Consider the following 13,861-nt stretch of genomic DNA (forward strand, 5'->3'; position numbering starts at 1 on the left):
ATGCAGGTCGAGACCGACTTCCTGATCATCGGCGGCGGGATCGCCGGCCTGAGCCTCGCCCTCAAGGTGCGCCGGCTCGGACGGGTCCTGGTGATCGCCAAGAAGGGCGGCGCGGACACCGCCACCAACCTCGCCCAGGGCGGTATCGCCTGCGTCATGGGTCCGGACGACGCCTTCGAGCTCCACGAGCAGGACACGCTCCGGGCCGGGGACGGCCTCTGCCACGAGGACGTGGTGCGGCTGGTGGTCCGCCAGGCCCCGGAGCGCATCCGGGAGCTCGAGACCCTGGGGGTCCGCTTCACCCGGGACCCCGCCGACCCGGAGCGGTTCGACCTGGGCATGGAGGGCGGACACTCCCGCCGCCGCATCGTCCACCAGAACGACTTCACCGGCCGGGCCATCCAGGAGGCCTTGCTGGAGCGGGCCGCCGAGGCGCCCGAGATCCGCTTCGAGCCCTACCGGGTGGCGGTGGACCTCGTGGTGGAGAGCAAGGTCACGGGGCGGCGGAGCGGGCCGCGCGACCGGTGCCTCGGGGCCTACGTGCTGGATGCCCGGACGGGGGAGATCCACGTCGTCCGGGCCCCGGTGACGGTGCTCTGCACCGGGGGCGCGGGCAAGGTCTACCTCTATACCAGCAACCCGGACGTGGCCACGGGCGACGGCATCGCCATGGCCTACCGGGCCGGGGCCCGGGTGGCCAACCCCGAGTTCGTCCAGTTCCACCCCACCTGCCTCTACCACCCCAAGGCCAAGAACTTCTTGATCTCCGAGGCCCTCCGCGGCGAGGGGGCCGTGCTGCTCAACCACGAGGGGCGGGCCTTCATGGAAGCCTACGACGCCGAGCGGGGCGAGCTTGCCAGCCGGGACGTGGTGGCCCGGGCCATCGACCTGGAACTCAAGAAGAGCGGCAAGGAGTGCGTGTTCCTGGACATCTCCCACCGGCCGGCCGACTTCATCCGGGAGCGCTTCCCGAACATCCACGCCTTCTGCCTTCGGCTCGGGATCGACATCACCCGCGAACCCATCCCCGTGGTGCCCGCCGCCCACTACATGTCGGGCGGCGTGGTGACCGATTCCCACGGCGAGACCGACATCGAGGGTCTCTTCGCCGTGGGCGAGACGGCGTGCACCGGGCTCCACGGTGCCAACCGCCTGGCGAGCAACTCGCTCCTCGAGGGGCTGGTCATGGCCCACCAGGCGGCGCTTCGCCTGGACCGGGTCTTCCCCGGGCTCCGGGACCGGCCGGCGCCGGTCCCGCCGGAGTGGGAGGCGGGTGACGCGGTGGACCTCGACGAGGCCGTCCTCGTCTCGTACAACTGGGACGTCATCCGCCGCCTCATGTGGAGCTACGTGGGGATCGTCCGGAGCGACCGGCGGCTGGCCCTGGCGCGCAAGCGGCTGGCGCCCATCCTGGCGGAGATCGACCAGCACTACTGGGCCTACAAGCTGACCAGCGACTTCGTGGAGCTGCGGAACCTGGCCCACGTGGCCGACCTCATCGTCCGGGCCGCCGGCCGGCGGCGGGAGAGCCGCGGCGGGCACTTCAACAAGGACCACCCGCACCGCGACGACTGGGGGTGGCGCCGGGACACCATCCTCCACCGGGGGGATGTGTGAAGGGCGGGGCAGCCGGGGGAGGGGGGCGGTCCCGCCGCGTCCGGGCGGCGGCGGTGGCCGTGGGGGTGCTCGCGCTCTTGGCCTTGGCCCTGGCGGCCTGGCACTGGAACGGCGCCCTGCTCGCCCGGGGCCGGGAGCTGCTCGCGCTCCTTTCCGACCACGCGGCCATGCAGGCCCACCAGGTGCGGCTCCGGGCCGCGGTGAAGGACTTCGGCCCCCTGGCCCCCCTCGCCTTCATGGCCCTCCAGGTGGTCCAGATCGTGGTCTCGCCCCTGCCCGGGGAGCTGACGGGCCTCTTGGGCGGGGCCCTCTTCGGCGTGCTGCCGGGGCTCGCCTACTCCACGGTGGGGCTGGGCCTGGGGTCCGCCGCCGCCTTCTTCCTCTCCCGCCAGTTCCGCCGGCTCATCCGGCCGTGGCTTGTCCGGTCCGAGCTCTACCGCCGCCTCGCCTACCTCCTGGACCACCAGGGCCTCTTCGTGATCTGGGTCTTCTACCTGCTGCCCGGTTTTCCCAAAGACTTTCTCTGCTACCTCCTGGGGCTCAGCCGGATGCCCTGGCAGGTCTTCGTGGTGGTGGCCACGGTGGGGCGGATCCCCGGGACCCTGATGCTCACCCTCCAGGGCGCCAAGATCTACGAGGGCGACTGGAAGGGGCTGGCGGTGGTGCTGGGGATCACCCTGGCCCTCTCCCTGCCGGCTTGGATCTGGCGCGAGTCCATCTACCGGTGGGTGGAACGGCACGAGGGTCACGAGTGATGGGGCCGCGGGGAGGCGTGCCGTGAAGACGGCCTACCTCGACTGTTTCTCCGGCGTCAGCGGCAACATGCTGCTCGGGGCCCTGGCGGGGGCCGGGTGGGGGGCGGCCCCCATCGAGGGGCTTCCCCGCCGGCTTGGGCTCCCCGGGGCCCGCGTGGAGGTGCGGCGGCGCCGGGTGGCGGGGCTGGCCGCCTGGCACGTGGCCGTCCGGGCGGGGGACGCCCCGGCCCTCCGGGACCTCGAGGCCCTCCTCGGCGTCCTCCGGGCGGCGGACCTTCCCGGCCCCGTGCAGGAGCGGGCCGCGGCGGTCGTCGAGGACCTCGCCCGTGCCGAGGCCGAGGTCCACGGGTGCACCACGGCGGAGGTCCACCTCCACGAGGTGGGGACGGTGGACACCCTGGTGGACGTGGCGGGCACGATCCTGGGGCTCCACGAGCTCGGGGTGGCGCGGCTGGTGGCCTCTCCCCTGCCGGTGGGCCGCGGCTGGACGGAGGGCGCCCACGGGCGCCTGCCGCTGCCCGCGCCCGCCACGGCGCGGCTCCTGGAGGGGGTCCCGGTCTACGGGGTCCCCGAGTCCTTCGAGCTGGTCACACCCACCGGGGCCGCCCTGGTCCGGCGGCTCGCCGACGGGTTCGGCGATATGCCCCCCCTCCGGGTCTCCGGCGTGGGCTACGGCGCGGGGGATCACCCCCGGGCCTCCGGGCCGAACCTGCTGCGGCTCTGGCTGGGGGAGCCGGAGGGCGGCTGGACGGCCGACCGGGTGCTGGAGATCGAGACCTGGATCGACGACATGAACCCGGAGTTCTACCCGCCGCTGGTGGAGGCGCTGCTCGCGGAAGGGGCCCTCGACGTGAGCCTCGTCCCCGTCCACATGAAGAAGAACCGCCCGGGGACGGCGGTCACGGTGGTGGCGCCGCCCGGGCTGGAGGCGCGGGTGTGCGCCCGCCTCTTCCGGGACACCACCACGGCCGGGGTCCGTATCCGGGAATGCCGCCGCCGGCTGCTCCCCCGGCGGACCGGGCGGGTGCCGACTCCCTGGGGGCCGGTGGGGGCCAAGCTGGTGGAACGGCCCGGCCGGGGGGCCGAACTTGCGCCGGAGTTCGAGGCATGTAAAAAGGTGGCGGAGGCGGCGGGCGTCTCCGTCCGGGAGGTGGCGCAGGCGGTGGCGTCCGTGCCGGTGGCGCGGTTCGCCGACGACGGGGAGGAAGGACCCGATGGAAGCGGGGCCGGGAACTGAACTGCGGCGGGCGCTGGCGCTGGCGCCGGCCGAGCGCCTGGCGGTGGCGGTGGCCAGCGGGGGCCTGGTGGGTTTTGCCCCCTATGCCCCGGGGACCCTGGGGAGCGGGCTGGGGGTGGCCCTCTACGCGGCGGTCGCCGGGTGGGCCGCCGGGCCCTTCTGGTTCCTGGTCCTGGGGGTGGCGGCCCTCGGGACCTGGACGGCCCACGTGGCCGGCCGGGCTCTGGGGGTCACGGATCATCCCGCCATCGTGGTGGACGAGGTGACGGGGATGCTGGTCGCCCTCGCCGGGGCCCCGGCGACGCCGGTCTTCCTGGCGGCGGCCTTCTGCCTCTTCCGGTTCTTCGACATCGTGAAACCGCCGCCCGTTCGCTGGCTGGAGCGGACCGTGCCCGGCGGGGCCGGCGTCATGCTGGACGACCTCGCCGCCGGGCTCCTGGCCAACGGGGCGTGGCGGCTCGGCCTCTGGGCCTGGGGGGCCTGGCATGCGGGGTGAGATCCTGGCCATCGGGGACGAGCTGCTGGCCGGGCGGGTGGTGAACACCACCAGCAGCCTCGCGGCGGAACGGCTCCTGGCCTCCGGCCACACGGTGACCCGCATCACCACTGTGGGGGACGACCCGGCGGCCATCACCGAGTGCCTCCGGGGGGCCTTGCGCCGGGCGGAGTTCCTCCTCGTCTCCGGGGGGCTCGGCCCCACCTCCGACGACATCACCAACGAGGTGGTGGCGCAGGCGCTCGGACGCCCGCTGGTGTGCTACCCCGACGTCCTGGACCGGATCCGCGAGAGCGAGGCCGAGGGCGGCGGCCCCATCGGGGAGAAGATGGCCTGGCTGCCCGAGGGCGCCGAGGTCCTGAACCCCGAGGGGCGGGCGGCCGGCTACGTCCTGGAGCACGCCGGCGTGCCCATCTTCTTCCTGCCCGGGGTCCCGGACCAGCTCGAGGATCACCTCGTCCACCGGGTGCTGCCGCGTCTGGCCCGCCTGGATCACCGGCGGCTCCACGTCCGGTCCCGGACCTTCCGGCTCTTCGGCCTGTCCGAGACCGAGGTCAACGGCCGACTCCGGGACCGGGAGCGGGAAGACCCCCATCTCTCCATCGGGTATTACCCGAACTTCCCGGAGGTCTTCGTGGTGGTCACCGCGCAGGGCCACGACGCCGCCGATGTGGCGCGGCGCTTCGGGGACCTCTGCGACGCCGTCACCTCGCTCTTCGGGGAGTTCATCGTGGGGATCGACGAAGAGACCCTCGAGGCCCGCGTGGGGCGGCTCCTGTCGGAGCGCGGGGGGCGGGTGGCGGTGGCCGAGTCCTGCACCGGCGGACTCCTGGCGAGCCGGATCACCCGGGTGCCGGGGAGTTCCGGCTGGTTCGACCGGGGCATCGTGGCCTACAGCAACGCGGCCAAGGTGGCCCACCTCGGGGTCGCCCCCGCCACCCTGGAACGCTTCGGCGCGGTGAGCGCCCCGGTGGCCGGGGAGATGGCCGAGGGGGTGCGCCGGGCGGCCGGGACGGGCTACGGCCTGGGTATCACGGGTATTGCGGGCCCCACGGGCGGTTCCCGCCACAAGCCCGTGGGGACGGTCTACATCTCGTTGTCCACCCCGGAGAAGACGGCGGCCCACCGGTTCGCCTTTCCGGGCACGCGGGGCGAGATCCAGGCGCTGGCCGCCGAGGCCGCCCTCGACTGGCTCCGACGCCATTTGGAGCATGGTTCGTACGTTCCTGGCCATCGATTTGCCGCCGGCCCAGCGGAAGGCGCTTGAGGCCGCCCGCCGGTCGCTCGAGCGGGCGGGGGGGGACGTGCGCTGGGTGCCCGCGGCCAACGTGCACCTCACGCTGAAGTTCCTGGGCGGAGTCCCAGCGGGGGGCCTCCCGCGGGTCCTCGAGGCTGCGGCCGCCGCCTGCCGGGGACGGGCGCCCTTTCGCCTGAGCGTGGAGGGCCTCGGGGTCTTCCCCGGCTGGCACCGGCCCCGGGTCCTCTGGGCCGGGGTGGGAGGGGATATCCCGGCCCTGGCCGCCCTGCACGCCGCCATCGAGTCGGAGCTGGCGGCGGCCGGGTTCCCGGCGGAGGAGCGGCCCTTCCGGCCCCACCTCACACTCGGGCGGGTGCGGTCCCTGCGGGGATGGGCGGGCGTGCGCGACGCCATGGCGGCCTCCCGGCTCGCCACCGGGCCCTTTACCGTAGAGCGGGTGGTGGCCTACGAGAGCCGGATCGGGCCGCGCGGGGCCGCCTACCGGCCCCTGGGGGATTTCCCCCTTCCGGGATAGGCATGGGAGCGGGACCGGTCCGGCCGTCCCGGCGGGCCAAAGGGCCTAAAGTCTCCGGGGGAGGCCGTCGATAAGAAGAGAGGATTTTTGGGGGCAGCCGGAATTCCTTGCCATTTCGGGGCGCTGCGGGCCCCCGCACGGGGATGCCATGAACCAAGCTTCCAGCGCAGGCGAAGCCAACCGGAGAGACTTTCTCTACTTCGATCTCGGCCCCGCCGCTTGGGCCGTGGATCTGGACTGGGTCCGGGAGGTGGTGGCCTCGCAGCGCATCGAGCCCATGCCCAACGCCGCCCCGCGGATCGCGGGCATGATCAACCTCCGGGGAGAGATCATCCCGGTCCTGGCCATCGAGGAGCTGCTCGAGGTGGAGGCGGGGCCGGCGCATCCCCGGCGCAAGATCCTGGTGCTCCAAGGGCCCGAGTGGGTGTCCGGCATCCTGGTGGACGCCGTCCACCGGATCGAGCACCTTCCGGCCGACGCCGTGGCCGCCCCCGAGGAGGCCCCGGCGGACGGGCGTTCGGCCCGTTTTGTGCAGGGGCTCGTCCGGCGAGAGGACGCGGACCCGGTTCCGATCCTCGACATCGGCCGCATCATCGAAGTCGTGCAGAGCGAGCGAACCCAGGAAGTCGATTCTCGAACACCGCCACACGCGCAGGGTGTCGCCTGACAGGAGGGTGTGGATGAGCAGAAAGCGATCACAGACCAAGAGGGGTGCGAGCCTCCGGGCCAAGGGCATGGCCCTGGTGGCCCTCATCGTGGCCACCCAGGTGGGGGCGCTCGGGTACCAGTACGTCACTTCCCAGCGCCTGCTCCGCGCCGAGGGGGAACGGACCCTCTCCGCCGAGGCCGCAGGGCTCGCCAGCCGCCTCCATGGCTTCCTGGCCGACCGCGTCAACGACCTGCGCACCGTGAGCCAGCTGGCCGTCATCAAGTTGGCGGTGGAGATGGGCGGCGGGCAGGGCGGCACCAACCAGTTCCTGAACGACATGGCCAGCAACTACGAGCACTACCAGTTGCTCGCCGTGACGGACGCCAAGGGCCGGGTGCTCGCGGCCAGCCACCCGGCCGCCCGGGGGGAGGCCCTGGGGGCGGGGCGCTGGTTCACCCTGGCGGGCAAGGGCCGGGTGTCGATCTGCGGTCCGTTCCGCAGCCTGCTCCTCGGCCGGGTGATCGGGTCCAAGGACCCGCTCGGACCATGGACCGTGGCCATGATCGCCCCGGTGGAGAAGGGCGGCCGCACCATCGGCGCGGTGGTGAGCCTCCTCAACTGGGAGTCCTTCCACCGGTTGCTCGCCGATGCCGGCCAGGCGCTGGCCGCCAAGAAGGGCAGTGTCTACGTCCTGGACGGCTCCGGCAAGTTCATCTTCCACATCGACGACAAGCTTGCCGGGCAGCCGGCCGCCAAGTTCGGCCGTGGGACCGTGGCCTCGGCGGCCACGGGGGCCGGTGCCTCCCTGGCGGCCTTCCGTGTGGGCTCCGGGTTGACCGCGCAACGCTTCCTGGCCGCCAAGGCCCGGATCGCGACCCCGGAGGGCGCCGCCCCCGTTCGGTGGGCGGCCGTCGTGGAGCTGCCGGAGCGCAGCCTCTTCGCGGTGCTCTTCCGCCTGGCCCGTGACCAGGTCGCCGCCAGTGCCGTCCTCCTCGTCATCCTCTTCTTCTTCGCCCTCTTCCTCGACCGGAGCGTCACCCGACCCATGGTGAAGGCCTCCACCTTCCTCCGGCGGACGGCGGAAAACCTGGACCTCAGCGAGCGGCTCGACGTCCGCTCCAACGACGAGGTGGGCCGCATGGCGGTGGCCCTGAACAACTTCCTGGAGGCCCTTCAGACCACCTTCCGCGACCTCATCGAGGCCACCGCCCGGGTGGCCGAGTCGAGCCAATCGGTCCACTCCATCGCCGAGCGGATCGCGCACAACGCGAGCCTCCAGGCCCAGAAGTCCCAGGAGGTCATGAACCGGGTCCACCAGATGGGCGGGACCGCCGCCGAGGTGGCCTCCTTCGCCGAGTCCTCGGCCAAGCTGGCCCAGGAGGCGGCCCGGATCATCGACGAGATGGCCCAGACCAGCACCCGGATCGTGGACACCTCCAACCAGACCAAGCAGGGCGCCGAGAGCACCATCCAGGTCATCGGGGCCATGGGCGAGGGCGCCCGCCAGGTGCAGGCCAAGGCCAAGGCCCAGGCCGAGGCCTCCGCTCAGACCGCCACGGCCCTGAAGGGCATGGTGGAGCAGCTGCACCACATGGCCGAGGAGGCCCAGAAGGCGGCCCAGGAGGCGGAGCAGAGCATGTTGAGCGCCCGGGAGGGCGGCGAGGCCATGGCCAAGACGGTGCAGGGTATGGAGGCCATCGCCACCAGCTCCAGCCAGGTCACCGAGATCGTGGACCTCATCTCCGACATCGCCGAGCAGACCAACCTGCTCGCCCTGAACGCCGCCATCGAGGCCGCCCGGGCCGGCGAGCACGGCCGGGGCTTCGCGGTGGTGGCCGAGGAAATCCGGAAGCTGGCCGAGCGGACCAGCGAGTCCACCCAGGAGATCGCCGCCCTCATCGGCGAGAGCGAGGAGCGGGTGAAGGAGGGTGTGAAGCTGACCCGGGAGAGCGCCGAGGTGCTGGACCGCATCGTGCGGACCGTCGAGAACAGCAGCCGGATCACCCGGCGGATCTCCGAGGTCTCCACGGAGCAGGAGCGGGGGACCACCACCCTCCTCCAGGCCATGGACGAGCTGCGGGCCCACGCCGACAGCATCGTTCGGATGACCGAGGAGCAGACCGTCCAGCGGAAGCAGGCCGAGGAGGCCATCGAGCGGCTGCGCGGCCTGAGCGACCAGATCACCGCCGTCGCCAACTCCACCACCCTCACCACCAACGCCGCCGTGGACACCATCCGGCGGGTGACCGCCAACTCCTCCGAGATCACCTCCCGGACCTCCCTGCAGCGGGAGCGGAGCGCGCTCCTCCAGCAGGCCATCGAGGAGATGGCCAACGGCGCCAACCAGAACGTGGAAGGCGCCCAGACCGCCCTCAAGGCCATGGAGGACCTCATGCGGCAGGCGCAGGAGACGGAGAAGCGGATGCGGCGCTTCCGGGTCTCCGCCTTCTCCTGAGCCACGTCGGCCCATCCGACGCGGAAAGGGCACCGGCCGTTCGGCCGGTGCCCTTTTTTTGTGCGGGTGGGGCGCCGCCGGGCGCCGGGCCGCCCCCTACCGGACGCAGGCCGCCCGGACGCTCTTGATGTCGGTGTGGCCCTGGAGGACCTTGAGGATGCCGTCCTGCTTGAGGGTGCGCATGCCGTTTTTCATGGCCAGGTCCCGGATCTCGGCCACCGGGGCCTTGTGCTGGATGAGGGAGCGCATCTCGTCGCTCGACAGGAGCAGCTCGTGCACCGCCAGCCGTCCCTTGTACCCGGTGTTGTTGCACCGGTCGCACCCCTTCGGGCGGTAGAGGGTGGCGGAACGGACCTCGTCCGGGTCCAGGGGCCGCGAGGGGTGTTCCCCGTACTCGGCCAGGAAGTTCTCCACCTCCTTCTCGTCCGGCTTGTATTCCTCCCGGCAGAAGGGGCAGAGCCGCTTGACCAGCCGCTGGGCCAGGACGCCGAGGAGGGCGTCGGCGAAGTTGAAGGGATCCATCCCCATTCCGAGGAGCCGGGTGACGGTCTCGGGGGCGGAGTTGGTGTGCAGGGTGGAGAAGACGAGGTGACCGGTGAGGGAGGCCTCGATGACGATCTCGGCGGTTTCCTCGTCGCGGGTCTCACCCACCATGATGACGTCCGGGTCGGCCCGGAGGAAGGCCCGGAGGACCCGGGCGAAGGTGAGGTCGATGTTGGGCCGGACCTGGACCTGCCGGAGGCCTTCCTGCACGATCTCCACCGGGTCCTCCGCCGTCCAGATCTTCTTCTCCGGGCGGTTGATGTAGCCCAGGGCGGCGTGGAGGGTGGTGGTCTTACCGGAGCCCGTGGGCCCGACCACGAAGATGAGCCCGTAGGGCATCTCGATGATCTTTTTGAGATTTTCGAGGTTCTCCGGCAAGAGGCCCAGCCGGTCGATGGGCATGGCGTCGGAGGCGGCCAGGATCCGGAGCACCACGTCCTCGTTGCCCTCCGTTGTGGGCACCGTGGCCACGCGGAGTTCGATGGTGCGCTTCGTCCGGCTCTTGAACTTGATCTTGCCGTCCTGGGGTAGGCGCTTTTCGGCGATGTCCAGGTTGGCCATGATCTTGAGGCGGGAGACCAGGCCCTTCTTGTAGTTGTAGGGGATGGTCTGGTAGTTCAGGCAGTCGCCGTCGATGCGGAAGCGGATGAGGGCCCCGCGCTTGCCGGTGAGGGATTCCACGTGGATGTCGGAGGCGTTTCGGGCAAAGGCGTCCTCGATGATCTTGTTCGCCATCTGGACGACGACGCCGTCGGCCTCGGCGAAGACCCCGGTCTCCTCCTCTTCTTCACCGTAGGCCTCCTCGTCCTCGAGCTCGAGCTGCTCGAAGACGTCTTCCTGCTCCTCCCCGGCGATGTTGTACTTGCCGTAGAAGTAGTCGATGAACTTGTTGATGTCGTCCTTCAGGGCCACGGCGAACTCGAAGTTGCTGGCCTTGAGGACGCGGCGGATGTTGTCGACCTTGGAGATGTCGTGGGGGTTGTCCAGGGCGACGAGGAGCGTGCCGCCCTGCTCCCGGACGGGGACGCAGCTGTTGGAGCGGAAGAAGTGCTCCTTGACGCCCTGAATGCAGGTGGGGGTCGCGCCGACCTCCAGCTCGTTGAACTCGACGAAGGGGCAGTGGTAGTACTCGCTGAGGGATTCCCCCACGGCCTTCTTGTCGATGCCGAACTGGTTGACCAGGACGGTCTCGATGCTCTTCTTGCCCTGGCGGGCCAGCTCGCAGGCCCTTTCGTACTGTTCCTCGGTGAGGAGCTGCCGCCGGACCAGGCCGAAGAAGCGGCCGAACTTCTGGGCGGTCTGCGACAGGGCCTCGATGCGCTCGTTGACGTTCCGGTAGTCCGGGTCGATCTTGGCGATGGTCTCGAGGGCCTGGAGGGCCTTGGCCACCCCGCCGGTCTTCTCGTGGGTGAGGGCCAGGCGGTAGAGGATGTCGAGGCGCCGCTCCTTGGGCAACGAGGTGTCTTCCACGGCTGCGGCAAGGTGCTCGAGGGCCTCGAAGGGCATGTCCATGTGGAGGTAGGTCTCGCCGATCTTGGCGTGGACCTCGCCTTCGCGGTGGCCCGCCCCGAGGAGGCCCTTGAGCTCCTCGATGGCCTCCGCGTGGAAGCCCGCCTCGATGAGGCCGATACCGGTGGCGAAGCGGCGCTGGAACTCCGCCTCCTCGTCGTCCGCCGCGTCCGCCGCGTCCGCCGCCGGGGCGGCCGGGGTGGAGTCTTCCACGTCCGGCAGGTTCTGGATGCGCTGCTCGATCTCGGCCCGGAGGGCCGCGTCGCTCTCTCCCAGCGCGGCGAGCACCTCTTGGTAGATGGCGGTGGCCTCGCCCACGAGGCCCTGTTCCGCGTAGAGGTCGGCTTCCTGGACCCTGCTCTGGAGCTCGGCGTTCATCCCGTGGTCACCTTTTCAGCTCTTCCGGCCGGTTCCGGCCGGGGGCCGGCCTAGGCGGCCTCCGTTTCCGCCAGGTCCGCCTCGAGGAGCGCCGCCACGGAGAAGACCGGGCAGACCTGGCCCTGCAGCTCGATCCGGCCCGCCGGCCCCCGCTCCCCTTCCCGGGCCGGGGTCCACCCGAGGCCCGACGTGTCCTCCACCGGCCGGGGCGGGCCGTCCACCACCACGGCGGCGCCCCCGTGTTCCGGGGAATAGAGGACCAGGAGGTGATCCTCGGTGTCCTCCGGCAGCTCGACGTCTTCGGGCACGAGGGGGTTGTCGAAGATGGGGAGGCTGAGCTTCTTCATCTGATCGGGAGAGAGCTCGTTGATGGGGCCGGCGAAGATCCCCTTGAAGCTGGAGAAGCGGCCCTTTCTCATCTTTTCCAAGGGGAGCATCTCGGCCTTTTTCAGGGCTCGCCGGGCGCGCTTGGGTGGCGGGCCGGCGTAGGCGACCTCGGCCTCCGGGAAGCAGGCGGCGATGCCCTGCCAGTGGCAGTACACCAGGCGGTCCCAGGGGCACGGGGTTGCCGCCTCGGCGGCCGCCGTTGCGGCCAGGGCGCCGAGGTCGATATCGTCCACGGCGACCATGGCCGCCGCCGAAAAGACCCCCTTCAGGCGGGTGCTCCTGGCCTCGAGGTCGGCACGCAGCTCGGCCTGGAACCGGTGGAGCTTTTCGAGGCCGGGGGTCTTGGCGAGCAGGGCCTCGATGGGGCGGAGGCGGCGGGCCCAGCGGTCGAGGGCCTTGATCTCTTCCTGGAGGATCTTCTGGACCTCGGACGCGGCCTCTTCCCGGTCCATGGCGGGCGGAGGCGGCGCCGGCGAAGCGGCGGGTTCCGGGGAAGGCGCCTCCGGGCGCTCCGGTTCGGGCGGCGGGCCCGGGGGGGCGGAGCCCGGCTCCGGCTCCAGTTCCAGCTCCAGGCCGGCCTCCGCGGGTCCGGGCGAGGGCTCCACGGAAGGGGCGGCGGGCTCCGGGGGACGGGATTCCTCCTCGAAGAAGGCGGCCAGGCCCGGGTCGGCCACCGGGGCCTCCGGGGCCGGCTGCGCCGGCTCGCCGCCGGCGGCCTTCAACTGGGTGATGGCGCCCTCGATGAGCTGGCGCCGGGTCTCTTGGGATTCCGGGCGCGAGGCGATGAGGGTGCGCAGCGTGGCCGTCGCCCCGTTGAGGGCCTTGGGGGCACCCGGGGGCGCCTTCTCGGGGGCGGATTGCAGCACATCCAGCATCGCGTCCATGGCCCGGGTGATGGCGATGGCATCCGCATCCCCGGCGGTCGACAGGGCCTCTTGCAGCCGGGCCACGTTCTCGCGGGCCGCCGAGAGGTTCGCATCGGAGATCTCCCAGTCGAGGCTCAGGAAGCTCTGCTCCATGGCGCCGAGGGCGTCCAGCAGGGCGTTTCGGGGGGGCTCCTCCGCTGCGGGCGCGGGACCCGCCGGGGCCGCTTCCGCGGCGGGCGCGGCGGGTTCTTCCAGGTCGAGGTCGAGCTCGAGCTCGAGGTCGAGTTCCAGCCCGCCCGTCCCTGCTTCCGCCGCCGGGGCCGGTTCGGGCTCCGGTACCGCCCCGGCGCCGCCGGCGTCTTCGGCCGGCGCCGCCGGTTCGGCGCCGGGTTCCTCGGCCGGGGGCCCTTCTTCCTTGACCTTGTTGGTCAAGGGGTCGATCTCGACGGTCTTTTCCGGGTTGAAGAGGTCGTCGATGGTGCCCTCGATCTCCCTCGTCAACTCCTCTGGATTGATGTTTTCATCGGACATCGTGGTCTTCTCCTGGTTCGTCCGCGTGGTCAGGCCTTCTTGGCGCCCCTGGGGCCGATCAGGTGCTTGGTGGCCACGTACCGCACGGTGCGCTTGCTGATCTCCTTCAGGGTCTCGAAGACCCCGGCGCCCTTCACCGCGGAGGCCTCGAAGGTGGCGGTCTTGAGTTCGGAGTTGAGGTCCTGCTCCATCTCCTCCACGCTCAGGATGGGGATCGGCGTGGCGGCGAGGTCCCGCTTGTTGAATTGGATCACCAGGGGGATCTCGTGGATGTCGATCTTGTAGTCCTGGAGGTTTTGGCGGAGGTCTTCGAGGCTCTCGATGTTCTTCGCCTTTCGGACCTTCAGGGAATCCGCCACGAAGACGAGGCCGTCCACGCCCTTGAGGACCAGCTTCCGGGTGGCGGCGTACATGGTCTGGCCCGGGACGGTGTAGAGCTGGATGCGGATGTCGAAACCGCTGACCTTGCCGAGGTTGAGCGGCAGGAGGTCGAAGAAGAGGGTCCGGTCCCCCTTGGTTTCGATGGTCAGCATCTTGCCGCGGGAGTTCTCGTTCATCGTGTTATAGATGTAGAGGAGGTTGGTCGTCTTCCCGCAACGCCCCGGGCCGTAGTAGACGATCTTGCAGTGGATCTCTTTCTTGCTGAGGTCGATGAGGGCCATGGGC

11 protein-coding genes are annotated in these 13,861 nt (G+C 71.2%); 8 read left to right on the forward strand and 3 right to left on the reverse strand.

The annotated features are described in order from the left end of the window. The 8 genes from nadB to HCU62_RS08485 all read left to right on the forward strand — a co-directional run bounded on the left by nadB (window position 1) and on the right by HCU62_RS08485 (window position 8,981). Window positions 1-1,617, forward strand: a complete 1,617-nt coding sequence (nadB, locus tag HCU62_RS08450; RefSeq protein ID WP_163299624.1) for an L-aspartate oxidase — start codon at window positions 1-3, stop codon at window positions 1,615-1,617. Further along, window positions 1,614-2,372, forward strand: a complete 759-nt coding sequence (locus HCU62_RS08455) for a VTT domain-containing protein (protein ID WP_169755564.1) — start codon at window positions 1,614-1,616, stop codon at window positions 2,370-2,372. Before nadB ends, HCU62_RS08455 begins: the two co-directional genes overlap by 4 nt. Window positions 2,373-2,394: 22 nt before the next feature. Beyond that, window positions 2,395-3,609: a nickel pincer cofactor biosynthesis protein LarC gene (larC, locus tag HCU62_RS08460; RefSeq protein WP_169755565.1), complete on the forward strand. Its 1,215-nt coding sequence runs from the start codon at window positions 2,395-2,397 to the stop codon at window positions 3,607-3,609. Then, on the forward strand, window positions 3,587-4,105 hold the full coding sequence (locus tag HCU62_RS08465; protein WP_163297948.1) for a phosphatidylglycerophosphatase A family protein: 519 nt from the start codon (window positions 3,587-3,589) through the stop codon (window positions 4,103-4,105). The genes larC and HCU62_RS08465 overlap by 23 nt, the downstream gene beginning before the upstream one ends. Then, complete coding sequence (locus tag HCU62_RS08470) at window positions 4,095-5,372, forward strand: CinA family nicotinamide mononucleotide deamidase-related protein (protein ID WP_163297947.1); 1,278 nt, start codon at window positions 4,095-4,097, stop codon at window positions 5,370-5,372. The genes HCU62_RS08465 and HCU62_RS08470 overlap by 11 nt, the downstream gene beginning before the upstream one ends. After that, on the forward strand, window positions 5,317-5,877 hold the full coding sequence (thpR, locus tag HCU62_RS08475; RefSeq protein WP_163297946.1) for an RNA 2',3'-cyclic phosphodiesterase: 561 nt from the start codon (window positions 5,317-5,319) through the stop codon (window positions 5,875-5,877). The genes HCU62_RS08470 and thpR overlap by 56 nt, the downstream gene beginning before the upstream one ends. A gap of 148 nt (window positions 5,878-6,025) precedes the next feature. Then, window positions 6,026-6,544: a chemotaxis protein CheW gene (locus HCU62_RS08480; RefSeq protein ID WP_163297945.1), complete on the forward strand. Its 519-nt coding sequence runs from the start codon at window positions 6,026-6,028 to the stop codon at window positions 6,542-6,544. 13 nt (window positions 6,545-6,557) lie between these two features. Continuing rightward, window positions 6,558-8,981 carry a methyl-accepting chemotaxis protein gene (locus HCU62_RS08485; RefSeq protein WP_163297944.1) on the forward strand — a complete coding sequence of 808 codons (2,424 nt, stop codon included), beginning with the start codon at window positions 6,558-6,560 and terminating at the stop codon, window positions 8,979-8,981. A 96-nt stretch (window positions 8,982-9,077) separates the two neighbouring features. Here HCU62_RS08485 and HCU62_RS08490 read toward each other — a convergent pair whose 3' ends face one another. The 3 genes from HCU62_RS08490 to HCU62_RS08500 are packed head-to-tail and all read right to left on the reverse strand — an operon-like array spanning window position 9,078 to window position 13,857. Then, window positions 9,078-11,411 (reverse strand): GspE/PulE family protein, encoded by a 2,334-nt coding sequence (locus HCU62_RS08490; protein WP_167522301.1) that lies wholly within the window; start codon window positions 11,409-11,411, stop codon window positions 9,078-9,080. A gap of 50 nt (window positions 11,412-11,461) precedes the next feature. Then, window positions 11,462-13,195 (reverse strand): hypothetical protein, encoded by a 1,734-nt coding sequence (locus HCU62_RS08495; RefSeq protein WP_163297943.1) that lies wholly within the window; start codon window positions 13,193-13,195, stop codon window positions 11,462-11,464. A gap of 29 nt (window positions 13,196-13,224) precedes the next feature. Beyond that, window positions 13,225-13,857: a GTP-binding protein gene (locus HCU62_RS08500; protein ID WP_163297942.1), complete on the reverse strand. Its 633-nt coding sequence runs from the start codon at window positions 13,855-13,857 to the stop codon at window positions 13,225-13,227. Window positions 13,858-13,861 lie beyond the last annotated feature (4 nt).

The organism is Dissulfurirhabdus thermomarina (genome assembly GCF_012979235.1).
In the GTDB taxonomy this organism is placed as follows: domain Bacteria; phylum Desulfobacterota; class Dissulfuribacteria; order Dissulfuribacterales; family Dissulfurirhabdaceae; genus Dissulfurirhabdus; species Dissulfurirhabdus thermomarina.